Source organism: Afipia sp. MLSD5-FHT05B12 (genome assembly GCF_058793355.1).
The window spans coordinates 64,132-87,796 of sequence record NZ_JBXAFS010000014.1 but is presented as its reverse complement, the minus strand read 5'-3'; the positions used below and the strand labels follow the sequence as shown (position 1 = coordinate 87,796).

21 protein-coding genes and 2 tRNA genes are annotated in these 23,665 nt (G+C 59.9%); 9 read left to right on the top strand and 14 right to left on the bottom strand.

The genetic code is table 11. The features are described 5' to 3' along the window. Positions 1–34 precede the first annotated feature (34 nt). Positions 35–973, top strand: a complete 939-nt coding sequence (locus tag AC1Q6J_RS17375; protein ID WP_492280461.1) for an alpha/beta fold hydrolase — start codon at positions 35–37, stop codon at positions 971–973. Between the two features lie 19 nt (positions 974–992). On the opposite strand, the gene AC1Q6J_RS17370 is transcribed toward AC1Q6J_RS17375, so the two are convergent. Next, a complete protein-coding gene (locus AC1Q6J_RS17370; RefSeq protein WP_492280460.1) occupies positions 993–1,937 on the bottom strand; it encodes a septal ring lytic transglycosylase RlpA family protein in 945 nt (314 codons plus the stop codon). Between the two features lie 221 nt (positions 1,938–2,158). On the opposite strand from AC1Q6J_RS17370, the gene AC1Q6J_RS17365 reads away from it, so the two are divergent. Further along, positions 2,159–2,248: transfer RNA gene (locus tag AC1Q6J_RS17365), tRNA-Ser, on the top strand. Between the two features lie 423 nt (positions 2,249–2,671). Here the strand turns inward: AC1Q6J_RS17365 and AC1Q6J_RS17360 are convergent. Next, a complete protein-coding gene (locus AC1Q6J_RS17360) occupies positions 2,672–3,085 on the bottom strand; it encodes a DUF5413 family protein (protein WP_492280459.1) in 414 nt (137 codons plus the stop codon). Between the two features lie 597 nt (positions 3,086–3,682). Between AC1Q6J_RS17360 and AC1Q6J_RS17355 the strand changes: the two genes are divergently transcribed. Next, entirely contained in the window at positions 3,683–3,949 is a 267-nt protein-coding gene (locus AC1Q6J_RS17355) for a PilZ domain-containing protein (RefSeq protein WP_492280458.1), read from the top strand. 33 nt (positions 3,950–3,982) lie between these two features. Next, positions 3,983–4,066: transfer RNA gene (locus AC1Q6J_RS17350), tRNA-OTHER, on the top strand. Positions 4,067–4,102: 36 nt separating this feature from the next. Here the strand turns inward: AC1Q6J_RS17350 and AC1Q6J_RS17345 are convergent. Then, positions 4,103–4,372, bottom strand: coding sequence for a DUF3551 domain-containing protein (locus tag AC1Q6J_RS17345; protein ID WP_492280457.1), 270 nt, complete (start codon positions 4,370–4,372; stop codon positions 4,103–4,105). A 222-nt stretch (positions 4,373–4,594) separates the two neighbouring features. On the opposite strand from AC1Q6J_RS17345, the gene AC1Q6J_RS17340 reads away from it, so the two are divergent. Further along, the gene (locus AC1Q6J_RS17340; RefSeq protein WP_492280456.1) at positions 4,595–4,753 is read left to right on the top strand and encodes a hypothetical protein; all 159 of its coding nucleotides are present in this window, start codon (positions 4,595–4,597) and stop codon (positions 4,751–4,753) included. 80 nt (positions 4,754–4,833) lie between these two features. On the opposite strand, the gene AC1Q6J_RS17335 is transcribed toward AC1Q6J_RS17340, so the two are convergent. The 8 genes from AC1Q6J_RS17335 to AC1Q6J_RS17300 form a co-directional block, all read right to left on the bottom strand. Then, entirely contained in the window at positions 4,834–5,331 is a 498-nt protein-coding gene (locus AC1Q6J_RS17335) for a hypothetical protein (protein ID WP_492280455.1), read from the bottom strand. Between the two features lie 164 nt (positions 5,332–5,495). Then, positions 5,496–6,401 (bottom strand): DUF6537 domain-containing protein, encoded by a 906-nt coding sequence (locus AC1Q6J_RS17330; protein WP_492280454.1) that lies wholly within the window; start codon positions 6,399–6,401, stop codon positions 5,496–5,498. Continuing rightward, a complete protein-coding gene (locus tag AC1Q6J_RS17325) occupies positions 6,398–7,042 on the bottom strand; it encodes a Crp/Fnr family transcriptional regulator (protein ID WP_492280453.1) in 645 nt (214 codons plus the stop codon). The genes AC1Q6J_RS17330 and AC1Q6J_RS17325 overlap by 4 nt, the downstream gene beginning before the upstream one ends. A gap of 154 nt (positions 7,043–7,196) precedes the next feature. Continuing rightward, complete coding sequence (locus tag AC1Q6J_RS17320; protein WP_492280452.1) at positions 7,197–8,027, bottom strand: MBL fold metallo-hydrolase; 831 nt, start codon at positions 8,025–8,027, stop codon at positions 7,197–7,199. Positions 8,028–8,165: 138 nt separating this feature from the next. Continuing rightward, a complete protein-coding gene (locus AC1Q6J_RS17315) occupies positions 8,166–10,418 on the bottom strand; it encodes a CHASE2 domain-containing protein (protein WP_492280451.1) in 2,253 nt (750 codons plus the stop codon). A gap of 19 nt (positions 10,419–10,437) precedes the next feature. Beyond that, positions 10,438–11,832, bottom strand: coding sequence for an HlyD family type I secretion periplasmic adaptor subunit (locus tag AC1Q6J_RS17310; protein WP_492280450.1), 1,395 nt, complete (start codon positions 11,830–11,832; stop codon positions 10,438–10,440). Continuing rightward, positions 11,829–13,592: a type I secretion system permease/ATPase gene (locus tag AC1Q6J_RS17305; RefSeq protein WP_492280449.1), complete on the bottom strand. Its 1,764-nt coding sequence runs from the start codon at positions 13,590–13,592 to the stop codon at positions 11,829–11,831. Before AC1Q6J_RS17305 ends, AC1Q6J_RS17310 begins: the two co-directional genes overlap by 4 nt. Before the next feature lie 144 nt (positions 13,593–13,736). Continuing rightward, positions 13,737–17,948: a VCBS domain-containing protein gene (locus AC1Q6J_RS17300; protein ID WP_492280448.1), complete on the bottom strand. Its 4,212-nt coding sequence runs from the start codon at positions 17,946–17,948 to the stop codon at positions 13,737–13,739. A gap of 565 nt (positions 17,949–18,513) precedes the next feature. On the opposite strand from AC1Q6J_RS17300, the gene AC1Q6J_RS17295 reads away from it, so the two are divergent. Continuing rightward, positions 18,514–19,371 (top strand): transglutaminase-like cysteine peptidase, encoded by an 858-nt coding sequence (locus AC1Q6J_RS17295; RefSeq protein ID WP_492280447.1) that lies wholly within the window; start codon positions 18,514–18,516, stop codon positions 19,369–19,371. 64 nt (positions 19,372–19,435) lie between these two features. On the opposite strand, the gene AC1Q6J_RS17290 is transcribed toward AC1Q6J_RS17295, so the two are convergent. Continuing rightward, positions 19,436–19,633: a hypothetical protein gene (locus tag AC1Q6J_RS17290; RefSeq protein ID WP_492280446.1), complete on the bottom strand. Its 198-nt coding sequence runs from the start codon at positions 19,631–19,633 to the stop codon at positions 19,436–19,438. A gap of 103 nt (positions 19,634–19,736) precedes the next feature. Then, complete coding sequence (locus tag AC1Q6J_RS17285) at positions 19,737–20,573, bottom strand: SDR family NAD(P)-dependent oxidoreductase (protein ID WP_492280445.1); 837 nt, start codon at positions 20,571–20,573, stop codon at positions 19,737–19,739. Positions 20,574–20,793: 220 nt separating this feature from the next. On the opposite strand from AC1Q6J_RS17285, the gene AC1Q6J_RS17280 reads away from it, so the two are divergent. Continuing rightward, positions 20,794–21,009, top strand: a complete 216-nt coding sequence (locus AC1Q6J_RS17280) for a hypothetical protein (protein ID WP_492280471.1) — start codon at positions 20,794–20,796, stop codon at positions 21,007–21,009. Between the two features lie 35 nt (positions 21,010–21,044). Here AC1Q6J_RS17280 and AC1Q6J_RS17275 read toward each other — a convergent pair whose 3' ends face one another. After that, positions 21,045–21,749 (bottom strand): ribonuclease activity regulator RraA, encoded by a 705-nt coding sequence (locus tag AC1Q6J_RS17275; protein ID WP_492280444.1) that lies wholly within the window; start codon positions 21,747–21,749, stop codon positions 21,045–21,047. A gap of 176 nt (positions 21,750–21,925) precedes the next feature. Here AC1Q6J_RS17275 and pxpB point away from each other — a divergent pair, with 176 nt between their 5' ends. Together pxpB and AC1Q6J_RS17265 are read left to right on the top strand one after the other, a co-directional pair. Continuing rightward, positions 21,926–22,648 (top strand): 5-oxoprolinase subunit PxpB, encoded by a 723-nt coding sequence (gene pxpB, locus AC1Q6J_RS17270; protein WP_492280443.1) that lies wholly within the window; start codon positions 21,926–21,928, stop codon positions 22,646–22,648. Beyond that, positions 22,645–23,658, top strand: a complete 1,014-nt coding sequence (locus tag AC1Q6J_RS17265; protein WP_492280442.1) for a 5-oxoprolinase subunit C family protein — start codon at positions 22,645–22,647, stop codon at positions 23,656–23,658. Before pxpB ends, AC1Q6J_RS17265 begins: the two co-directional genes overlap by 4 nt. Positions 23,659–23,665: the final 7 nt, after the last annotated feature.

Genomic DNA, 23,665 nt, shown 5'->3' with positions numbered 1-23,665 from the left:
GACCTTCAAAATGTTGAAAAGAGGCGGAAAATCGATGTCGTCATCGCGAATGATCTCAGCCAACGGCATTGAGATTTTTGTGACCGAACAGGGCTCCGGCCCGCTGGTACTGCTGTGCCATGGATGGCCCGAACTCTCCCATTCCTGGAGACATCAGCTTCCGGCCATTGCCGCTGCCGGTTTCCATGCCGTGGCGCCCGACATGCGCGGCTTCGGGCGTACCTCGGCCCCTCAGAGCATCGATTCCTATTCCATCTTCGACATGGTCGGCGACATGGTCGCGCTGGTGGCGGCGCTGGGCGAGACCAAGGCGATCATCATCGGTCACGATTGGGGGGCGCCAGTCGCCTGGCACGCGGCCCTGTTCAGGCCCGACATCTTCACCGCCGTCGGTGGGCTGAGTGTCGCACCACCGTGGCGGGGACGCGAGCGGCCGCTTGATACGCTGGCCAAAAGCGGCGTCACCAACTTCTACTGGCAGTATTTCCAGAAGCCGGGTGTCGCCGAAGCCGAGTTCGAGCGCGATGTCGATTACACCATGCGCGCGGTGACCTTCGGCGTGGACAGCAAGCTATTCCTGAAGGACGGGCAAGGCTTTCTGGGCGATCCCACCATTCCGCGACCCCTGCCCGCATGGGTCAGCGAACAGGACCATGCGCATGTTGTCGAAACCTACCGGCGGACCGGTTTTCGCGGCGGCCTGAACTGGTATCGCAACATCGACCGGAACTGGGAGCTGACGGCCCCCTGGCATGGTGCGAAAATCCATCAGCCGTCAATCTTCATTGCGGGCGCCAAAGACTCCGTCGTCACCGGCATTCTCGGCGGAAAGCGCGTCACCGAAATGGACCGTGTGCTGCCCAACCTGAAGCGCAAGCTGATCATCGAAGGTGCCGGCCACTGGATTCAACAGGAACGCCCCGACGAGGTGAACGCGGCGCTGGTTGAATTCCTGAACGGTGTGCGGAGCTGATCGCCGGGGCGCATTTGGCTCAGTAGAGGCCGCGGCCTGACATCAGATTGAGGTCGTTGTCGCGGGACGCCGGCGCGTAGGCCGCAACGGGCCTTGTCGTCGCGGGCGCTTCCTCGGCAACATTCTCGGCCTCAACCGGAGCGCTGCGTTCGTAGCGGCGTCCGCCAGGCCGTGAGGCGCGAGATGCCGAGACTTCGGATGCACCTGCCGCAGCCAAATCTTCTTGTGTATTACCAAGCGTATAGGGTCGCCCGGCAGGCAGCGGAACATCGCCTCGGGTCACCCCGCGAGAGGGAGAAGGCGTCATATCGGGAATAAAGGCGCGTGCCGACGCGATCCGCACGGTCGATGGCGCGGGCGCAGGCTCGCCGGTCCGCAGCGTGGCCATCAACTGGCGGTCGTCCGACCCCTCAAGCGGGGCGCGGCCGACATACTCCACCCTGACCCGGCCGATGCCGTTTTCGCGAAATTCGAGCAGTTTGGCGGCGGTATTGGAGACATCGATCAGCCGGTTGCCGTGATACGGCCCGCGATCGTTGACGCGGACGACGACCGATTTGCCGTTGGCCAGATTGGTGACGCGGGCATAGCTCGGCAGCGGCATGGTGGGATGGGCTGCGGTGAGCGACGTCATGTCGAACACCTCGCCATTGGCCGTCAGGCGGCCGTGGAAGGCATCGCCGTACCAGGAAGCCATTCCCTCGGCGCGATAGTTCGGGTTTTCTTCCGGAACGTAGGTCCGGCCGGCGACGACGTAAGGCTTGCCGACGCGATAGGTGCCGCCACCCCTTGGGACCGGGTCACCGAAATCCACCACGCGGGGGCTGCTGGAAACGCCGTACTTCGGATCGACGCGGCTGGAGAGCTTGTTCGACGCGGCGCAATTGGCGACCAGCAGGCACAAGGCTCCCGCCGCCACGACGCGCGCGGCTGCCCCGCCCGATTCCCTGACGCAAATCCCCATAGAACCCCAAATAGCATCTTTCGCGGCCGCTTGCCTACCGGGCACCGCAAGGCCGGACGATGGCACTCATACGCCGCTTACCTTAACTCATTGCTTCCATGCCGGAAACGGCCCGAAGCGCGAGTTGGTAAACCGGAGATTGATTTTGCCGGGTTTGCCCCCCCCCCGCGCGCGGACAACCCTTGCAATCGCTCGCGCCTTCCCTCAAGAGGGGGCGAACCGGAAGGGTGGCCGAGTGGTTTAAGGCACCGGTCTTGAAAACCGGCGTGCCTGCAAGGGCACCGTGGGTTCGAATCCCACCCCTTCCGCCATCATTTCGCTCACGACAGTTTCGCTTCGCTCAACGTCTCCGCAGGGGCGCCCTCTCGGGCGGTCGCGCAGTCGCGCTTCTGGTGCCGAGTTCGAACTTTCTTCCGAACCCTCCGCCACCGAGATGCTCCAACCTTACCCTCAGTCTATTTCCGACTTGCAGAAGTCTTCATCCCCACCACTCTCCGTGCCCTTTCTACTTTCAACGGAGTACATACGCGCCTTGTCCGCCGCGTTTGGCTTAACTGCCCGAGGCACTTTGGGATGTTCCTTTGAAATAAGGAGCGAGCGCCTCGTCATTCCGAACGATCGAGTTTCGCAAAAAATCCGTCCGCGCGCGCCTGGCGAAAAGTAACTTTCTCCGGCGTCGCGATCCCGAAACTATCCCAAGAGTTTGCATTTCCTCCAACCTGCACGGCAGCGTATCACGCCGGCAGCGGGACCCCCGGCTGCTTGTCGAATCTGTGCGCCAGCCACGAGGAGATGGTCGCAGGAATAAATCCAACAAGTCCGTAGAGCAGATAGTGCTTGAGGCCCGTCTCGCTCCCTAGCGAGCCATAGAGAACAGCCGTTGCGCAAAATGCGACGATGCCGGTGAGGAGCATCCGCAGGACCGGAGCAATCCTCCTGACGTGAAAGAGAATGTCGTCGACGGCGCCGATCATCAGCGCGGGGATGATCCCGAACAAATAGTTGTAGGGAATCGTCATCAGCAGGACCTTGAACAGCTTCTTCACAACATCGACCCCATCCCAGTAGCCTTCCGGCGTTCCGAGAATGAGAAGAAAAAAGCCGGCCACCAGCGGTCCTATGGCTGCAAAAATGATGTATCGCTTCATTCAGTCTCCCACCCTGCCAAGCTTCCATTCGTCCGGATTGTTGCAGGCGAATTTCGCTTATAAGAAAACGAGAAAGAAAACCGCGCAAGCGTTTAGGTTCCGGCGCACGGCTCCCCGGCGGATGAGCAGCGGACTGAGGCGTTATCGGATCACGAAGAGGCCCCCTCCGAAACAGGTTCTCGACAACTATTCCACGATCCGTCCCTGGACCTTACCGCGCACCCTTGAAAGTGCATGACGTGGAGCACGTGGTCTTCACTCCCGCACGACAGGCCAGACAGACAGCCATGCATTGCTCGAGATTTTTGGGGTCGTAGGGGCTGTAGAGTTTTGCTGCACATGCGAGCGAGGCTTCAGGCTGCTCGTGTTTGGTGCCCAACGATTGCAGCGCAATGAAAGTCAAGGCCAGCAGGCCCGCGCCAATGGCAGGCCGGGCTCCTCGCGGAGCCGTCAGCCAGCCGGTCGGTTTTCGGAGTTTCAGGCTGGCCGGTCCTGGTTAATCAAAGTTTAAAGCGGCCTCCCGGCATTCGCGCTTTGATTCAAATTTTCCGAAACTTTCAGCCGCTACGAATACGCTTCGATCATGGAGCTAAGCCAATGGCTGTTTTCAGAAAAGAATCCCGCAAGCCGCGCCACACCACGCGGCACGATGCGTGGATGTTACTCGATGGCGGATTTGCCAAGCGCAATTGCACAATCCTGGATCTGTCGTCCGGCGGCGCGCGCATCGAACTCATCGACACCGGGCCGATCGGAAACAACCTCAGTCTTGCGCTGACGGGTGACGTGCGAAAGGTGACGCACTGCCGGCTGATCTGGCGCAAGGATACGATCATCGGCGTGGAGTTCAAGGGACGCACCTAAAGCGTCCCTCTGCATTGGTTGCTGACGAATATTGGAGAGGTGGCTGAGTGGTTTAAGGCACCGCATGCGGTACACGGGCAACCGTGTCGGAGGTTCGAATCCTTCCCCTCTCCGCCATCATCTCAATCCACGCTGCAAGCGATCCAAACGAGATCAGCGGCGGCTACGTTTCCGGCTCGCGGTCGCCGGCTCGATCTCATCGGGATAAACACCGCGGCGCGGTGCCAGGCGCCAGTTGGGAGCGCATGTCCCGTTCAGGCCCCCGGCGCTCGCCTGACATTGAGCCATCGTTGAGTAATCGCATTGCTCGATTGCGCCACTCCATCCCTGAACATAGGTCATGCAATAGGGATAATCGGTCGCCTGGGCCGGCTGACCGAGAAGGAACAATCCGGTGAGCGCTGGCAGATACACGTAACGCATGCAGTCCTCGATTCGAGTTTGGCCGCATGAGACACCGACCTGGTTCCCGGCTCAAGCTGGCGGCGCATTTCCGCGATCACAGTTCAGCGAGATCGGAGCCAATGCCCGGCATACCTGCTTTTGTTCTTTGCGGATTGCGCATTGTGCCGGGTACACTTTTGCACGGTCCACCGTAGCGGGGACCGACCGTGCCCCAGCGCCCAGCCAGGATCGGGACAAACCGTGAATGATCCGAAGCAGGACAACCGAGAGCGCGATCTGAAGATCGCCGAGAACGAAGCAAAGCGCGAACTGAAAAGTGACGTCCGGCTGACGACCTGGGCAATCGGCATCACAGTTGTTGTCGGGCTGGTCGTTCTGGCGTTTCTCTTGAAAAGTTAGACTTCAGATCAGCACTGTCAGACTTTCTGGATCGCGATCGTGATCCCGGGCCAGATCTGGTTGTTTCCAGTGCCCAAAGCCTATTTGCCGAATGTCATGTCCACACATTTCATAACGTCCGGGCCGACGCCGACGCTGAGCATAATACAGCCTTTCGCGCTGAGCTTGGCGCTGTCGCTGACCCAGATCGCGGTCCCGCCCGATCCAAAGAACGAATTCGTATTAGGCGGCTCGGTTTCGGTTGCATCGAACTGATAGTTTGAATCGCTCGGGAATATACGTGCCTTCAATTTGCAATTGCCATCAGTATCGACCTTGAGAACTTCCTTGTTGTCGCGGGTGACGCCAACATTCACGTGGCAGCGATAGAATTCGGATGTCTTTGTATTAAAAATATAAGCGTACGATTTGCAGGAAATGTTCTGCAGCTTGCCGGCGTTCAGACCACGACCGCAAGCGATCCGCTGGTTGCTGCTGAGTTTGATGTCGTCGGCGGCCCGCGCGTCGGAACTGCCAGTGCATATGGTGAGCACCAGAACCGGCAAAAACCCAAGAAAGAATCCACGAAACTTCTTCATCGACTGTCCCCTATTGCGCACGCATGCCTGGGCGAAATTATGCCGAGCATCGCACGTCCAGTTTAACTCTAGTGCAGTTTTTAACGGTAGGCCATCGGGGTGCCCGGACGGCTGTCAGTTATGCGCGGCTGCGACGATCTGTCAGCTTCTGAGGTGTTGCCGGCTTATCCGTGCGCCAGTGCCCGTGTCCTTAGCTGCTCCACCGCGTTCAGCAGGCGGCTTTGGGCCTGGTCGCCAATGGCGGCATCGCGCGCCTCCTGAATGGCGTCCCCGAGTCCGGGGAGCGGAAGATCCCCGTCGCATGCCGGTTTGACCAGACGATCGATAATGACATTCCATTCGGCCAAGCCGTTCTGGTAAGCATCGCCATGTCCCGTGATGAGGTTGGCGGTTCGCACGACCGCTATGGTTGCCTCCGGCTGTTTCACCAGGCTGCGATCGACCATGTGAAGCCATCGCTCCACCCACACGCGCTCCAGCTTGAATCGCTCGGAAAAAGGACGTGTGATCCGCGCGGCGGCCAGCCATTTCAACCGTTGAAGCTTAAAGCGGGTTCGCGAGCAGAAACGCAATGTCACGCTTCTGCGCGCCAGCCTTGCCAGACGCAGGCGCTGGAATAGATCGAGAGCTGGCGCTGCAGCCTTGGGCGGAAGCATCGGGATCACCTCATCCCAGCGGAATTTTTCGACCCCGTCGATGGATAGCGGGTTTGGTTTTGCACTCGCACCTCCAGCCTCCGCCAGTTTCAACTGCGCGATGCGGATCGGGTCCTCGAAATGCATCCGGTCCGACAGCAGTTGCGCGAGTTCGCCAAGATTGGGCAAATGATGGGCCGCAGGGCCGACATAGCGTTCGATCCGTTCGATATAGGCCAGCGCATAGTCGGGGTCCTGATAATCGATCAGCGAATGGACGGCCGCACTAACGACGGGCACAACGTCCGCTGGCAATTGCGTCGTCAGACGCGCCAGCGCCGCGCGAGCGACCCGCGGATTTCGCGTCTCTTCGCCGAAATACCGCTCTTTCAGCAGCCGAAACGGTGACGGCGGAACCTTGACTCGAATCTTCACGACGTCGCCTGCGCGCCGGTTTCGGCAAGCTGCGCCTCCAGCTTCCCGAGGTTTTGGAAGAGCCGCGCGCTGACCAGCCGCAGAAAGTAGAAACCAAATGCAGGATTCTGGACGTAGAGTTCCTCGACCTTTTGATAGGTCACGCTGAGGATGATCCCGTCCTCAAGGCATTCGAGTGTTTGAGTCCGCTTGTTCGACGGTGACAGCATGCCGAGTTCGCCGACAATGGCGCCGTTCGGCAATTCGATTCCCGACTCGACAAGCCGGAAGCGTCCGCTGACGATGTAGAACATCTCCTCGGCCTTCTCGTACTTGTAGAACAGTATTTCGCCGGCCTTGCATTTCCGCTCAGTCATGAAGGGCTTCAACCACGCCATGGACAGGTCGCTGTTGACCGACTTCTTCACTTCGCGGACCAGCAGCAGCATTTCCCGCAGCCGGTAGACGTTCAGCGGCAGCAGGATCATATGCAACACCATCACCGGGTAGTGATGATGTACGACCGAAAATCCGATCAGGAGGACGTTGGTGATAATCCCGAAGATGCGAAGCGGGATCATCGTTCGCATGGTGTAACCGGCCACCACGAACGCGGACGCGATAAAGCCGCCGGCGCCGGAAACGAGTCCTGACATATCCATCGGAATCAACCTGATGCTAAAGGAAATCTGGTATGTATTATGCCGCGCCGCGCCCCGCGCGACAACGGCTCTCGCTGCCGATGCCCGAATCGGACCTCAAGTCTTTGTGCGGTAATCCACGCTGGAGGCGCGCCGCGAAAAACATGCGCACTGATCAAATCTCAAACGACAGCCCTTCCCTTGCAACCACGGTCCCCGGCCGCGCCCTGGCTGCCGCGGCGGCGATGCGGTCCATTTCATCGTCGTCATGTTCGGGATCGTGGTGAAACAGGAAAAGTTTCCCGACACCGGCCTCGTTGGCCAGCCGGACGGCTTGCTGCCAGCTCGAGTGCCCCCAGCCGACATGCTCCGGTAGTTCTTCGTCAGTGTATGTCGTGTCGATGACAACGATCGACGCATCGCGGGCGAGCTCCACCAGCGCCGGATCGATTTCATCGGCGCTGAGTTCGGTATCAGTGATGTAGGCCATAGCACGTCCGCCAAACTCGACGCGGTATCCGGTCGCGCCGCCGGGATGGTTGAGCGCCGCAGTCATGACCTTGATGCCGGGCCGCGGCGTCAAAACGTCACCAGGTGCAAAGTCGGTGAATTCAACCTTGCCATGCGCGGCCTCCAGTTCAATCGGAAACAGCGGATAGCTCATCAGCTTCCGAACGGTTTCCTGCACCCCGCCAGCGGCCTTCAGATTGCCAGCCCAGAGGCGCAACCGGTTTCCGGCCATGAAGGCGGGCACGAAAAACGGAAGGCCAATCAGATGATCGATATGGCAATGACTTAAAAACAAATCGATGTCGGTCGGTTCTGCTTCTTCGGCCAGCGCGAGACCAAGCATGCGCAGTCCCGACCCTGCATCGAAGACCAAACGATGGCCACCGCAGCGGACCTCGACGCACGAGGTATTGCCGCCATACCGCACGGTATTGGGGCCTGGACACGGAATGCTCCCACGAACACCCCAGAACCGCACGGACATTGTGGTCGGCATGAAAAAACTCAATGAATCCTTCGGGAGAATTGCATGCCGCTGTCATCTTCCCAACACGATACCACGCACTGTTCACCAAAAAAATGGCTTGCCATGCTGGAACGCGATAGGTAGCGCGGCGGCGTTTCGCCTCACCCATCATTTGGTTGTCAACGCGAAGACGCCGTTCCAGTCGTCCGGTGGCGGGGTTTCCTGGAACGCCTTGATACGCTCGAAATAGAGATCGTAGAGCATGGTGAAGGTCTTGGCTTCATCGGCAATACGCGCTTTCGCAATCGCAGCAAGCGCCCCTTCCCAGTCGCGGCTGCGATAACATCCCAGCATTTCGATGCACAGATTGCGAAGCCGTTGAAACTGTCCGGAATTTGCAACCTCTTCCCGCCCAGCGATGGCATAAATCACCTCTGGTTCCTTCTTGCCCTTCACGGTGATGAAGTCGAGTTCGAGAATCGCGAACTTGTCCTTGGCTGCCACCGCTGTCGCAGAGCCTGCGATGATCGGCACGCCGTAGGATTTCGACTGTCCTTCGAGTCTGGAGGCGAGATTCACACTGTCGCCCAGCACCGAATAGTCGAAGCGGAGGTTGGACCCCATGTTGCCGACTACACAGGTCCCCGTGTTCAATCCGATACCGACTTTCATCGGGATAAACGGCTTACCTGCTTCGTTTGCTTCGCGTTCGCGCTCCACGTTCAGCGCCTCAATGCGGTCGATCATGTCGAGCGCCGCATTGCACGCGTTGATCTGATGTTCCTGGTCGCTCAAAGGCGCGTTCCAGAATGCCATGATGGCATCGCCCATGTATTTGTCGATGGTGCCTTTACGGTCGAGGATCGCATTGGTGAGCGGCGTCAGAAACCGGTTCATTAGCGATGTCAGGCCCTGCGGATCGCTCTTGAACGATTCAGAAATTGTGGTGAAGCCGCGCACATCGCTAAACATGATGGTCATGTCGCGCTCCTCGCCGCCGAGGACGAGCTTTTCCGGCGACTGCGCCAGTTGCTCGACAAGCGCAGGCGACAGGTACTGACCGAAGGCCGAGCGGATGCGGCGGCGCTGCGCTTGCTCCCGGAAATAACTGCTGAAAACCAACACCAGGTAGATCGCGGTGCTGGCGATCAATGGAAACGTAAAATCGATCAGCAGCCGGTGCTCCGAGAAGAAGTACCAGGATGTAGCCACCATGATGCTGACGATGACGGCGCCGAACAGCAGAAGCATGATGGCGCTGAGAATCGGTGCGAGCCAGATGATGGCAATCCCAAACAGGATCGCGGCCAATAGCTCGGCGCCAATCGCGTAGTTCGGCTGCGACAGTACCGACCGGGTCAGCGCACTTTCAAGCACCTGCGCATGGACCTCGACGCCCGGCATCACCGGATCGAGCGGCGTGGTCTTCACGTCCAGCAATCCGACGGCGGAGGTACCGATCAAGATAAGCTTGCGCGAAATCAGGTCCGCTCCGGCCTTCCCCTCCAGCACATCAGCCGCGGACACATATCGCGCGGGATCGTGCTTGGCGAAATGCACCCAGAGCTGGCCGTTGCGATCGGTGGGAACTTCAAATCCGGGGACCGCCACGCTCTTCACGCCAGCTTCGTCCGACTTGACCAGAATCGTGTCGGACTTCGTCACGATGCGCAGCATCTCGAACGTCAGCGAGGGCATCAATTCACCCTGCGCCAGCATGATCATCGGGACGCGGCGGACAATACCGTCACGCTCGGTGCGGATGGTGAACAGTCCGCGGCCGGGAGCGGCCTCCTCGAGTACCGGAATGTTCCGGAGCAACCCCGGGAATTGCAGCAGGAACGGACGCGGATCGCCGCCCAATGTCGCCAGCCCTGTCAGCGGCAGCTTCAATTCAGGCTGCTGCACGAATGTAGGTAAGCCGGATTCGCCGAGAACAGCGGGCGATTTGCGCAGGACGGCGGCAAGCACCTGATCGTTGCTCGGCAGCGCACGCAGCTTCATTCGGCTTTGTTCATCCAGATCGCGAAAGGCATCCGCCGCCACGCCAGGTGAAAGCCGGTCCGGCTCCGCGAAGACGATGTCGAAGGCGATGGCGGCGGCGCCGAGATCGGTCAGCCGCTGAACAAGATCGGCCACCCGCGTCCGCGGCCATGGCCATTGCCCGAATTTCGCGAGGCTCTTTTCATCGACGTCGATAATGACGACAGGGCGCTGCGTGCTGTGGCGCGGCTTGAGGATTTGATATCCGTCGAAGACGCGGACCCGCAACTCTTCGAGCGGGATCGGATCAGCGACCCGAACGCCAAGAAATGCGATCAACAGAATGAGGGACAGCAGCCGGCCGTAGCCGAAATGCCTGGCGTACATACGGATACGCGCAATGAACCGGACCGACGATTTCCATACTGCCCGCATCATACCGCCAAACCGAGACCCATCACTTCTCGCGGAATGCGCGCATGAGCTGGTCGCTCAGCGGCTTCGCGAGGTAGGATATCATGGTGCGTTCGCCGGTCTGCACAAAAGCCTCTACCGGCATGCCGGGGATCAATTTGACGTCCCCGAGCTTCGCCACCTCTTCCGGCGGCATCGACACGCGAATGGTGTAGTAGCTCTGGCCGGTGCGCTGGTCCGTGGTGGTGTCCGGGGAAATCCGGCTGACCGTCCCGTTCAGTTCAGGTGTGGTGCGCTGGTTAAAGGCCGAGAGCCGCAACAGCGTCTTCTGCCCAATCCTCAACTGATCGATGTCCTGCGGGTTCACCTTGGCCTCGACCGACAGGTTATCGGACTCTGGCACGATCAGCATGATGGCGTCACCGGCGGTAATGACGCCGCCCACAGTGTGGACCGTCGACTGAAGCACCATACCGTCCTGCGGCGCGCGGATATCGATGCGGCGTAATTGATCTTCGGCTGTGACCTTGCGCTCGACGAACTCGCCGATCTTGTCGTTGATCTCGCGCATCTCCTTGGAGACTTCGCTGGAAAGGTCCTTGTCGATCTGGATGATTTGCAATTCGATTTCGGTGATCTTGCCCTTCGCCTGCGCCTTCTGCGCGATGAACTGCGCGCGGTCGCCGTCAAGTCGTGCCGCGTCCCGCTCCAGAACCGTCAAGCGTGAAATCTGCACAAGGTTCTTGGCGAACAGATCGCGGACACCTACCAGTTCTTTTTGAATGAGCTCGATCTCGCGCGACTTGGCGTTTTCCTGCGCTTCCAGCCCGCCGATTTCCTCCCTAAGCTGTGCAATTCGTTCCTTGAGCTGTGCCTTCTGGCCGACGCGGCCTGACGAGCGGACCTGAAACAGCTTGATCTCGTTTCCGATCAGCGCCCGGACATCCGGATTGGCAAAGGAATCCATCAGCTCTGGCGGGAAAGTAATGCGATCCGCGCCATCCTGCTCCGCCAGCAACCGCGACCGGCGCGCCAACAGTCCATCCAGGCCCTTGGTCACGATCGCGAGGCTTGCCTTCGTCACGGTGTCGTCGAGGCGCACCACGACGTCACCTGCCTTGACGCGGTCGCCATCGCGCGCCCTGACCTCTCCGACGACACCGCCGGTCGGGTGCTGGACTTTCTTCACGTTGGAATCAACCACGATCGAGCCCGGCGCAATCAGCGCACCCGAGATCTGTGCGGTCGAAGCCCAGCCACCTATCCCGCAGGTCAGCAGCGTGACGACGACGAGTCCGACGATCAGATGAAACCGTATCGATCCACGCGATCCGGGCTTGTCGAGGCTCTTGAAGATCGAGAGCCGATCCAGTGGCGAGAACAGAGCGCTGAAGATGCGGCGGACAATGCTTTCCGTCCCGGCGAGCGTTGGCTTCATGGCTGCGCTCCTCCCTTGTCGGAGACGATCTTGATCGCGGGCGATGCTGTCACAGGACGTTGCAGCACCTGACCGAGAACAGCATCTCTCGGCCCGAACGCTTGAACCCGCCCGTCCTTCATAACCAGCACGAGATCGACGCTCTCGATTCCAATCGGACGATGGGCGACCACGACAACAACGCCGCCCCGCGCGCGAACTCCGAGAATGGCTTTGTTCAGCGCCACGTCGCCCTCACTGTCGAGGTTGGAGTTCGGCTCATCCAGCACCACGAGAAACGGATTGCCATAGAGGGCTCGCGCGAGCGCGATGCGCTGCGCCTGCCCGGCCGACAGCACGCTGCCTTGATCGCCGATCTGGGTGTCGTAGCCGTCCTTCATGCCGATGATGAGATCGTGGACGCGTGCTTCCCGCGCAGCTGCGATAATGTCGTCGGACGATGCATTATCCTCAAAGCGCGAAATGTTCTGGGCAATCGTTCCGGCGAACAGTTCGACGTCCTGCGGCAGATAACCGATATGGCGGCCGAGGATTTCCGGTGACCATTGATCGAGCGCCGCACCGTCGAGCCGCACATTGCCGCGCAACGGCCGCCAGACGCCGACCAGTGCGCGCACCAGCGATGATTTGCCCGATCCGCTTGGCCCGATAACGCCGACGCCCTGCCCGGCCTCGATCACAAAGGTGATATCCTGCGCGACCACCTTCTGTTCGCCCGGCGGGCTGATGGTGAGCGTTTCCACCGTGAGCCTGGTTGTCGGAGCTTCAAGCAGAGTCGGCGCCGCCTGCTCAGGCAATATGCCGAGCAGCCGGTTAAGGCGGTGCCAGCTTTGGCGCGCCGCCACGAACCCTTTCCAGTGGGCGATGGCGAGATCAACCGGCGCCAGCGCCCGGGCGCTCAGGATCGAGCCCGCGATGATGATGCCCGCTGTCGCTTGCTGGTTGATGACGAGATAGGCGCCGACGCCCAGCACCGCCGATTGCAACATCATGCGCATGACCTTGGCGATGGCGCCAAGGCCGCCAGCGACATCGCTCGCCCGCTGGTTGCTGGCAAGATAGTCGCGGTTGGATTCATCCCACCGCTTGCCGACGCGGCCGGCCATGCCCATCGCGGTGAGCACTTCCGCATTCCTGCGGCTGGCGAGCGCAAGATCCTGCCGCCGCATCGCCAGTCCCGTCGAGCGCTTCATGGGCTCGTGGGTCAGGTATTCGGTCAGGAGAGTCAGCGCGATCAGAATGATGGCGCCAGCCAGCGCCGTGATGCCGATCAGCGGATGGAACGCAAAACAGATGGCGAGATAAAGCGGGAGCCATGGCAGATCGAACAGCGCCCCCGGCCCCATCCCGGACAGGAACGAGCGGACGTTGTCGAGATCGCGCAACGGCTGAAGGCCCTCGCTGCGGTTGCCGATCACGAGCGGCATCCGCACGACGATATCATAGACCCGCCGGCTCAGCATCTCGTCCAGCGCCGATCCGATACGGATCAGAATGCGGCCGCGGATCAGATCGAGGATACCCTGGACGAGGTAGAGGCCTCCCGCCAGCACAATCAGGCCGACCAGCGTGGGAATGCTGCGGCTCGGCAGCACGCGGTCGTAAATTTCCAGCATGAAGAACGAGCCGGTGAGATACAGAATGTTGATGACGAAGCTCATCACGCCGACGCCGACGAAGGCACTGCGGCAGGCGCGAAGCGCCGTCCCCAGTTCGGAACGGGGCGAATTGGCCTGATGTGATGTCTTCGCGGGCTGCATCGGTACCTGGCTGTTCGGCTGCTGTCAGGACGCCATTTCAAAGTTCATGAAATTGGGCGTTACGACCAGTCTATCATGCCATGACATCGGTACTTATTGCAGCCGGAAACATGATCGAAGTTAATGTTTCGGCCTCTCCTCACATCATGCGTGGAGGATGAAATCGCTCGCATTCAGCACGGCAACGCCCTTCACGAGCAGGGTGTCCGTGGTGCCGTTGATATGAAGCAGCGTATCGCCACCCGTGTGGTCGGCAGTAGCCAGCAGGTTTGCCAACGCAGTCGCATCCATGCCTGAAAGAGCCTTGAAATCGATCCTGTCGGTTCCGGAGGTGAAATCCATGATCGTATCGTGGCCCGATGACGGCGCGAACACGAAGTTGTCCCGGCCGCCGAGCCCCGTCAGCGTGTCGTCGCCTTCTGTCGAAAAGATGAGGTCCTTGCCCGTGGTGCCCGTCAGCGTCGCGCCGCCGGTGCCGTTTTGCTGGAAAACGAAATGCAGCGTGTCGCTCGCGCCCTGGCTGTCGGTCACTATCAACGTGACCATATCGTTGGCGTTCGGGACTGTGTTGTTCGGCGTGTAGGTGATTCCGCTGGTGAAATTACCGGTGATGGCATCAACCGTGCCATTGCTTACCCCCGACACCGTGCCATCGCCGGCTGTCGCACTGACCGTCAGCGAACCTGCCTCGTCAGGATCGGACAAGGTGATGCCGAACACCTTCGTCGTTCCATATGGAAGCGCAGGACTGCCATCACCGATCTCTGCAACCGTCACATCGTCGCCGTTCAACTCCGGCGCGTCGTTCGTGCCCGTGATTGTCCAAGACACAGAGGCTGGCGTTGGCGTCGTGACGATGCCGTCCGAAACGCCATAGTTCACGGTCACTATCGTCGTCACGCCATCCGCTAAGTACTGATAGGCGGCGTTATTCGGATCGAGCGTAAAGGTGTGATTGACGGCATCGTAGGTGACACCGGCAGGCAACGTGCCGGGCACGTCGACCACAGACAGCGTCGCCCCATTGTCGGCGTCCGAAGCATTGGCCAGTGCGTTCAAAACGCTAACCGAACCATCCTCGACGACCAGCGCGTCGGACACGGCGGCGCTGACGATCGGCACGTCATTCGAACCGGTATAGGTAATAGTCACCGTCTGGCTGGTCGAGGTGCCAGTCGCCACGCTGTTATTATAGTCCGCGACCGTAATGTCATACGTCACCGTGAGCGTCTGGCCATCCGCCAGAAAATCGAGAGCGCTGTCCGTGATCTTGTAGGTCCAGTCGATTGATCCGCTGCCCGTCCCGGTGCTGTCATTCGGTACAAGGGTTCGCGAGCTTGCGCTTGTCAGATCATTGATCTGGGTTGGCGTTAACGTTCCGCCCGACCAGGCAAAAGTCGCGGTCGATTGCGTGACCTCATGCGTGTCGGTCAAGTCGACATCGTTGAATGTCACAGTGCCGCCGGCTGTGTCCAGCGACGTTGACCCTGTGGTTTCTGCCAACTCCGGGACCGTGGCACTGGCCGCCGATATCCCGCTGGTGATCGTGGGTGCGTCGTTGGTGCCGGTGATGACCACGGTCACAACCTGTCCGGCAGACGTATCGTTGCTGCTGTTGCTGTTGTCTCCAACAGTGATGGTGTAGGTCGCAGTGATCGTCTCACCTTCCGCGAGATACTGGATCAGATTGGTGTCCAGCGCGAAATCCCAGTTGAAGTCGTGATCGCCAGCAGCCAATGCAGACGCAGGAACCGTCAGTGCAGTTGCGAGCGCGAGGGCCAGCGCCGGCGAAACTCCGGCACTTCCCGCTGCATCGTTATTGTAGACAACATGCGCCGTGTGGGTATCGGTCAGATCGGTGTCGGTGAAGGTCACCGTACCGGTATCTTTCAAAATGTCGCTGACGGCGTCGATATCCTCCTTGATCGCTGCGCCGTTGTCGATGACCGAGATGACGGGCTGGTCGTTCGCGGCCTCGACCACAACAGTTACCTGCTGTGTCGACGGCGCACCGTTGTCGTCGATGACAGTGACGTCATAGATCAACGTCAGCGTCTCGCCATGCGCCAGAAAATCGAACAGATGGTCCGGAAGCTTGAATTCCCAGGCGACCGATCCCTGATTGTTGGTATCGGTGGTGCTCTCCGACACCGTGGCTGTCACCGCGGCATTGAGGGCATCGCGGGTCGCCTGCGGAATGTCGTTGTAGTTGCCACCCGACCACACCACGGATGAAGCGCCAGGATGAAGCGCCGCGCTTGCCGTATGGGTGTCGGAGAGATCCACGTCGGTGAACGCCAGCGTTCCGGTCGCAACATCGACAACCGAATTCGGCGCGCCCGTTGTGTCCGTAACTTCGTCAGCCGGATGAATCGCAGTGTCGACCGTCAGCGCCGGCGCATCGTTCGTGCCAGTGATCGTGATCGTGACGTCCTGCTCCACCGGGACGCCATTGTCGTCGATGATCGTGATCGTATAGACCTGCGTGATCGTCTGGCCTTCGGCCAGCGATTGCAGTACCGGATCGTTGTCGTCCAGCGAGAAGTGCCAGCCAACGGAGCCCTGATTGCTGGTATCGGTGGTGCTCTCCGAGACCGGATCGATGGTGAATGTTCCGATCTTGGTCGTCGTCGGGGCATTTCCAGCGCCGCTAACAAAACCCGGCAGAGTTGAGGACGTCGATGTCAGTTCAACGGTCGCGGTGTGCGCGTCGGTCAGATCAACGTCCTGGAACGTGATGATGCCGTCTGTCGCGATATGGCCGGACGCGACGTTGGTGTCTTCCTTGACGGTGCCGTCGGCAACCGTAGGCGCGCCAACCACGATGATCGGCGCATCGTTAGCACCCGTAACCGTGATCGGGATTTCGACGATGCCGGTATCCGGCCCCGATGTCGCGGTCACCTGGATCTTGAAGGTGACGGTCTGGCCGTCATCCAGGAAATTGAACTGCTCGCGGTCAAAGGAGACGACGCCCGTCGTCTGGTTGATGTTGAGCAGTGGTTTCAGAAATGCTTCGCTGAGATAGCCGACCGTGCTGACCGCGCTCGTGATGATCGCGCTGCCGGCGACGAACGGAACGCCGATATCGTAGAACGGCGCGTTGCCGATATCGGGGTCGTCGATCGTGACGACGTCCTTGAAGCTGAAAACCCTGATCGTCGGAGAGAACGCCTGATCCGCGAAGACAGGGGTCGTCCAGAACTGCGCCTTGGTATTGTAGAAAGTCCGCGGAGGATTCGGCTGCCCCGTGACCGGATCATAGCCCACACCCGGGATTGTAATGACCTTGGGCGGACCGATGTCCTGCGGCTTGTAGAATGCGAACGGGTTGAGGTTGTCGCTAGGAGAGCCAAATCCGGTTTTCTGCGACTTCGGATTGGCGTCCGGATTGTAGTTCGGGAAGTAAAGCTTGAAGACCTCCTGGATCAGTGCCTTGGCAGCTTCCTGATCCGCGAGCGTCTTGAGCTGTTCGATCGCCGTCGGAGGCTGGCCAATGCCGCTGACCGAGACGTAGGTCACCTGCCCGGCCTGCGACACCGTTCCAATCAGTTGGCCGGTCGTCTTGTCGTAGAGATTGTAGGAGCCGGTGTGCCCATCCGGCTCGACCAGCACAGAAAATTTTGTCGGCCCGTCGTTCGCGCCGATCTCCACCAGCACGGCCGTACCGCGAATACCCATCGTGGCAACCGGCGTCTCGACGCGCATGTTGCCGTTCTTGGCGGTCTGTCCCGCAACGAAGGTGATGGTGCCCTGAACCAGGCTGATCAGCGATGAATTCGACGATCCATTCGGATCGAAGATCATTTCGTTGAGCACCATGCGTGCATTCGACGTCATGCCGAACACGCTGCCGTCAACAAACGTCATGCCGATCGACGAATCCGATCCGGTCTGGACCACGTCGCCTTTTTGTACGGCGTCGCCGATACGCAGTTCGACCGACACGCCATTGCGGATCACGGTCGCGCTTCCGGACATTTTCTGGACGTGACCGATCACCTCCCCGGCAGGTGCCGCCGGGGCGGCCTGCGCGTAGTGGACGTGGCCCGTAAGCGCATCAACGATGTGACCTGCAAGGGTCGCACCGTCTTTGGTGGCGAGGACAGGTCTTGCTTCGCCCTTGAAGTAGTTTCCGACGACAAATTTCTGGCCGTCACCCGAAATGATCAGGTCGTTACCGATCCGCATATAGTTGCCGGAGAACAGCAAGTGCGCGTCGGGAACAACAACGTGGCTGTCCGATGCGTGATGCTGGACGAAACCTGGCTTCGAATCGAACGAGAATCGCTCGCCACCCAGTGAAACTGGAGAGTCGTGCGCTAACCCGGCATCAAATGGTCCGGAAAAATTCAAACTTAGCCCGCCCGCCTGAAAATTATTGTTCAGAAATTCAGAATTACCAAACTCATAGCATCAAAGACCGCAGTCCCATAGTGAATTGAACTAAACGGCATGGTTCTACATGTCCTCGTTAAGTAAAATTACGCGTTGATGACTTGGCTATTCCGCTACTGCCTTCTAATGTCATGAGATAAAATCGATAATTCATGCTGCTCTGCAAAATCTCCGGTCAATTAACGCTGGTTATTCGAGCCTAAAAGCCGCCAAAAGGGCAAAAATGTAATCTGCCGATAACCAATCTATACAATGAGTTTATTGAAATAAACTGAGGTTTTTCACATCAAGTGAAAACGTTATTTCGGGGAGAAAGCATTTATACGCAACAGCTCGCGCTGTTAGCCCTATCTACAATTTTAGACAATGTGGTCAGCACTAATTCCGCATATTTGAATCCAAATGGCCGATTGGCCTCTTCCTTAAGCCGCCGAAAAGGGGACGCCGCCTAATGCTTGTGACGAAATGATCCGGTCACGAGCTGGCATATGTTGCGAGCCGATGTCCGGACACGGGGCGTCACATGTCGGCTTTCAATATTCTGCGCGCATGCGCATTGTCATTCATGCTCACCATCAATGCCTTGGGCGGATATGCTCATGGGGCAGTTTATACACTGAGCGACACAGCCATCGAGGCAACTGAGGGGCTGCCGAGCAAGATTTCGGAGCCGTTTGGGCTACCGACCTCCATGCTGGCAGACGGCCCTCTCCGCGCCAAATGGCTAACGGTCGAGCGCACCATCGCGGCCGAAGCGGAGATTATTGCCGCCTGTGCCAGCGCCCCCGGACAGTGTGCATCCCAGCCGGCTCTCCGATTCCTTGAAATCGTGAAAATGGCCGCCGGGCGTGAGGGCCTTTCCCGGTTCGGTGAAATCAACCGCGCCTTCAATCTTGCCATCCGGCCGCTTAGCGACCTCGCGCAATACGGTGTCGAGGATCAATGGTCGTCACCGCTGGCCACGCTGGCGGCGGGTGCTGGCGACTGCGAGGACTATGCGATTGCCAAGCTTGTAGCGCTGCGCGCTGCCGGCGTCGCGGCAGACGATCTTCGCCTCCTGATCATTCGTGAAACCGCGACCGGCGATGACCATGCCGTGGTGGCGGCCCGTTTCGAAGGGCACTGGCGGGTACTCGACAACCGGACTTTCATTATGCTCGAGGACAATGGTTTCGATAAATACCGCCCCCTCTTCGCGATCGATGCCGAAGGCGCGAAACGATTTGAACAGCCGATGTTCGCAGACGCCGCGCAGATCGCGCAGGCGCGCCCTGCCGAGATCGCGCCGCGTGAAACCGCCGCCGGTCCCGGAACATCGGCGACCACGTTGAGCATGGACAGTTCTGCATTCGACGAGTTCTGTCAGAGCCTCGCGATGTAACCGGCATCTGACAAGGTTCGGCCGGATTGGTTCACGGTCCGGTTAACTGATCTGTGTCCACCGCTCAGATTTTGGCGATGGTTTGAATGGTCGCAACAAACAGCAGGGCTGCGAGCGTAACGAGCACCCATCCGGGGTTGTCGCACAGGATCGCTCCCTGACGGCAGACTTCGTCGGCCAGAGCCCAGCCGCGGTTCCGGGTGACGCCGGCGAGCAGGAAGATGCCGCCCGCGCCCGTGATTGCGAGAATAAGCTGACGCATGGGTCCACTCCTTTCCGGCACCAATGTTCGGCGCGAAGAAGTGAACCAATACTTGTTCCAATCGTTGAAACTCGGATGTTTCGCGAGAAAATCAGCCGCCGCGTCAGTGTGCGGCCGCCTTGTCCATGGCTGTCCCAATGGCGGCAAATCGCTGCTCGACCCCGGCTCGCATCTCCGGATGCGTGAACACATAAAGGTCGTTCGCGCGGATCGCGGCCAGGACGCGCGCGGCGACATCCGACGGGTCGAGCCCGGACTGGATCAGTTCTGCGATCTGGGCGACCATCATGCCCATCGGGCTTGCGGGATCCGGCGCTTCTGTCTGACCGTAATGATCCGGCCGGTTGCGTCCGCTCTCTCCGATGCGGGTGCGGACGAACCCTGGACACAGAACGCTGACACCGATGCCGAACGGCGCAAGCTGCGGCGCCAGGCCCTCCGACATCCCGACAACCGCAAACTTGCTGGCGGTGTAAGGGCTGAAGCCCAATCCGCTTTCCATCCCGGCCATCGATGCCGTATTGACGATGTGGCCGCCTTCACCGTGGGCGCGGATGTGCGGAACGAAAGTGCGGATGCCATGCACGACGCCCATCAGATTGACATCGAGTACCCAGCGCCAGCTATCCAGTGAGATGTTGTCGATGCCGCCGCCAGAAGCGACACCGGCATTGTTGCAAACCACGTGTACATTTCCGAACGCGTCATATGTTGCCTTGGCGGCACGCTCGACGCTGGCAGGATCGGTCACATCGCATTCGATCCCGCGCACGTCAGGGCCGGCGTTGTGAAGGCTCCTGACCGCAGCCGTTAACGCATCCGTCTCGATATCGGCCAGCATCACCTTCATGCCCGCCTCCGCGAAATCCCGCCCGAGCGAGAATCCGATCCCACTGGCACCGCCCGTCACAAATGCTGTCTTGCCGGCGAGTTCCTTCATGCTTCCCCCTTAATGATTTTTCTTGTCGCTGATGCATCATCTCACAATCGGGTGAGCTAAACGAACAATCGCATTGCAGGCAACCGCTGCGAACTTTGAAATGTGGATGCGCGAATGTCTTAAAATGGACACGCGCAAGCGTCTTAATTTGATCGTTATCCGTCGCGTCCAGACGGAACCGCGTTGCGGGGCGCATTTATCGCGGAAAGGAATTTTGCCTATGGCAACACGCCTACAAAGACTTGCAGAATTTGACGGCAACGGCGAACCGTCTCCCGATGAGGCGGTTCAGGTTTTATGCGAGGACAAGAGCGGGACCTATCAGCTTCCCTTTGCATGCCGCCGGGTCAACGGCGAATGGCGTAACAGCGAATCCGGGAGCCTTGTCGAAGCGATGGTCGTCGGGTGGCGGCGCCCCCGAGAGACACGATCCTGACTGGATACCGGATTAGCGGCGACCTTCAGACGTGTTTACTTCTTCGTCTTTGATGCGGCATAACGCGCCTTGGTCTCGCCATTCATCGGATAAAGGCCCGGCAGTTCCGCGCCGTTGTTGACCTCATTGACGATCCAGCCTTCCATCGCTTCCTGCTCCGGACCTTCCGTCAGGATCAGTTCGAGGAATGCCTGCGGGATCAGCACCGCGCCATCCTGATCGGCCACGATCACGTCGTCGGGAAACACGGCAACCCCGCCGCAGCCGATCGGCTCGCCCCAATTGACGAACGTCAATCCGGCAACCGACGGAGGTGCCGCAGCGCCATCGCACCAAACCGGCAGTCCAGTGCCAAGCACGCCCTCGACATCGCGCACCACGCCATCTGTCACCAGCGCTGTGACGCCGCGCTTCGCCATCCGCGCGCAGAGAATGTCGCCGAAGATACCCGCATCGGTGATGCCCATCGCATCGACAACAGCGATGCAGCCCGGCGGCATCGCCTCGATGGCGGTACGGGTGGAAATCGGCTTTGACCACGATTCCGGCGTTGCGAGATCTTCCCGCGCTGGCACGAAGCGTAACGTAAACGCCGGACCGACCAGGCGCTCCTGCCCCGGGCGCAACGGACGCGACCCGCGCAGCCAGACGTTGCGAAGTCCCTTCTTGAGAAGGATCGTGGTGATCGTGGCGGTCGTGATCTTTTTCAGCGTTGCGATGGCTTCGGGCGAGAGCGACATGGGGAAACTCCGGATGTGGTGTGCCAGCCTTTTTGCGAAAGCGCGGCATGGCGTCAAGGCGCGATTCGCGTGACCGGTAAAGTCCGCTTATGTGTTGCGATAACATCAACTTATTTGCCATTTGACCGGGAGTATCGCACAAAGGTGCGGTCCATCTTGAGATGTCCGGCCCATCGATGACCGCCCCGCCCCGCATCCTCCCGTCTGGAGATACTGCCCTGGCGGTCGAATTCGGCCGCAGCATCGATCCGGCGGTCAACCGGCAGGTCCTGGCACTCGACCGCGAAGTCGCGAGCGCAGCCGTTGCCGGCATCCTGGAGACCGTTCCGACCTATCGCTCGCTGCTGGTTCATTACGATCCGCTGCTGATTGATTACGCAACGTTATCGGAAAAACTGCTGGCGCTCGCGGAGCGGCCTGTCCCCGCACAGACCAGTATCCGTCGCTGGCGCGTTCCGGTGGTCTATGGCGGCGAATATGGCATCGATCTCGACGACGTCGCGCGCGCACATGACATCTCGACGTCTGACGTCATCGCAAAGCATACCGGCGGCGACTATTGTGTCGCGATGATCGGCTTCACACCGGGCTTTGCCTATCTGAGTGGCCTTGATCCCGCCATTGCCACGCCGCGGCGCGAGAATCCGCGAACCGAAACACCGGCCGGCACCATTTCCATCGGCGGCGTGCAGGCCTGCGTACAATGTCTCGCCGCGCCAAGCGGCTGGCATCTGCTGGGGCGAACGCCGGTTCGCACCTTTCATCCGCATCGCGATCCGGTGTTTCTGATGGACCCCGGCGATGCCATCACCTTCCATGCCATTGCGGCCAGCGAGTTTGCTTCGCTCGATCGTGCCGCTGAACGCGGCGAGACCGTCGCCGAATTGATCGCGTCATGAGCAAGCTCGTCGTCGTCACAACGGGGCCCGCGACCTCAATTCAAGATGCCGGGCGTTTTGGCGCGCAACGCTATGGCCTCACCACCAGCGGCGCCATGGACCGCGTGTCGCTGGCGATGGCCAACACTCTTGCGGGGAATTCTCCGTTTGTCGCCGCCATTGAAATCGGGCCATTCGCGACCTCGTTCGCGGCCCGCAACGGAGCCGTCCGCGTTGCCTTGACGGGAGCCGTGCGTGTTGCACACATTTCAGGCTCGCCGTTACTTACGAATGAAACGGCGCTGATCGCGGAGGGCGAAACGCTGAAGCTTGGCGCCGCGCGCAACGGCATGTTCAGCTATCTAGCCATCGAAGGCGGCATTGCGGGTGAGCCGGTGTTCGGAAGTCTATCCGTCAATGCACGCGCCGACCTTGGCAGTCCCTTCCCGCGGCCGCTGCAAGCCGGCGACGCACTCGACGTCGGAACTGCGCAAGTCGCGCCTCACGAACGCGCGCTCGACACCTTCGATCGGCCGCAAACACCGATCCGCGTCGTCATGGGCCCGCAGGACGATGAATTCGGAGCTGCGTGCGATGTGTTTCTCAACAGCGAGTGGCGCATCTCCGCCACCAGCGATCGCATGGGCTACCGGCTTGAAGGCCCGAAGGTGGTTCACTCCGGCGGACACAACATCGTTTCCGATGGCGCAGTTCATGGCAGCATCCAGGTGCCGGGCAACGGCCAGCCCATCGTGTTGATGGCGGATCATGGGACGACCGGCGGTTATCCAAAGATCGCAACGGTGATCAGTTCCGACCTTGGACGGCTGGCACAAATGCAGTCCGGCGCTATCATTCGCTTCAAGGCTGTGAGTGTTGAAGAAGCTCAGGCGGAAGCGCGGAAGCTGGCCGAATTCATCCAGGCGCTGCCGGGCCGCGTTCACGCCGCGGGCGGATCAAGCCTCAATCTCGTCGAATTGCAAAAGGCCAATGTCGCCGGTGTCGCAGTGAATGCCATCGACGAGCCTTAATCCTCAC